This is a genomic window from Pseudoalteromonas sp. AWM4_233 (genome assembly GCF_056158285.1).
In genome coordinates this window covers 12,067-13,165 of sequence record NZ_JBSWSZ010000041.1, presented here as the reverse complement: position 1 = coordinate 13,165, position 1,099 = coordinate 12,067, and the positions used below count along the sequence as shown (strand labels likewise).

Here is a 1,099-nt window from a genome sequence, read left to right as displayed (position 1 = left end):
ATGTATTGCTAAGGTTAACGACGGTTAGATTCACCTCTTACACAGCACCTGCTTTACGGGTAACCATGACATGGGCCGTATTGCATATCGCTTAAAGAGCAGTGATTTTAATTACAGCGAAAGCGAAATGGTTGAACGTACTCTTCTAGCCCATGCATTGATGTACTTTAGCCGTGGTGTACCGGTTATTTACTACGGTGATGAGCAAGGCTTTGTGGGTGACGGTGGCGACCAAGATTCAAGACAAAACATGATGCCATCATTGGTTAAAACCTATAACGATGATGACCTGTTAGCCACAGATAAAACCACAGCTGATGACAACTTTGATACATCGCACTTGTTCTATCAGCGCTTTGCTGAATATGCTGAGCTATATCAAGCGCATATCGCACTACGTCAAGGTGAGCAAAGTATTCTATTCTCACAAGATGAACCAGGCTTATTCGCCATCAAACGAGCGTATCAGGGTGAGCAAGGTAAGCAAAACCTAGCTGTTATCTTTAATACCAGCACGAAATCTCAGAGCATTAAGCCGACTGGGATGAGTGAAAATGCGAAACTGATTTATCAATCAACTGAAGGTGAGAAAGGCCAAGTAGCTGGTCTTGGATTTAGCGTTTATCAGCTAGATTAATACCAACCCTCAATAATACTCAATCATTTTGAGGGACTAAAACTGACGCTAACTTCGTTGAAAATTTCTTATTTAGAACAACTAAATAGCAAAATTTCCGCCTCGTTATCGACAAGTTTTCCTTGCCTCAAAATAGATCGCTTAATTAAGAGGGTTGGTATAAGCGTAAAGACACAATTCATCACACCGAAAAAAGCCCCATTTGCTTATGCTGATGGGGCTTTTTTTCATTGCCTGAGATAGCTATCTCAAAAATGCAAGCTGTTCATAGTTTTCTAAGAATGTTTTTAAATTCGCCGAGAGCTCGATGGCAATAAAACTCACGTCTTCGACTTGTTCGACATTGCTTACTCTGTCGATATCCTCAGCGGCAAATAGCCAATATTGTTGATCATGTTTTGGGCCTCTCACCGCTCTAAGTAAGGTGCTGTGTAAGAGGTGAATCTAACCGTCGTTAACCTT

The 1,099-nt window shown here is 41.3% G+C and carries 2 protein-coding genes; one reads left to right on the top strand and one right to left on the bottom strand.

Features of this window, described 5'->3' with window-relative positions; all coding sequences use genetic code 11:
- Positions 1-28: 28 nt before the first annotated feature.
- Complete coding sequence (locus ACXAC4_RS19320) at positions 29-637, top strand: alpha-amylase family glycosyl hydrolase (protein WP_475164806.1); 609 nt, start codon at positions 29-31, stop codon at positions 635-637.
- Positions 638-880: 243 nt separating this feature from the next.
- Here ACXAC4_RS19320 and ACXAC4_RS19315 read toward each other — a convergent pair whose 3' ends face one another.
- Positions 881-1,048, bottom strand: coding sequence for a hypothetical protein (locus ACXAC4_RS19315; protein ID WP_475164800.1), 168 nt, complete (start codon positions 1,046-1,048; stop codon positions 881-883).
- Between the last annotated feature and the right edge of the window lie 51 nt (positions 1,049-1,099).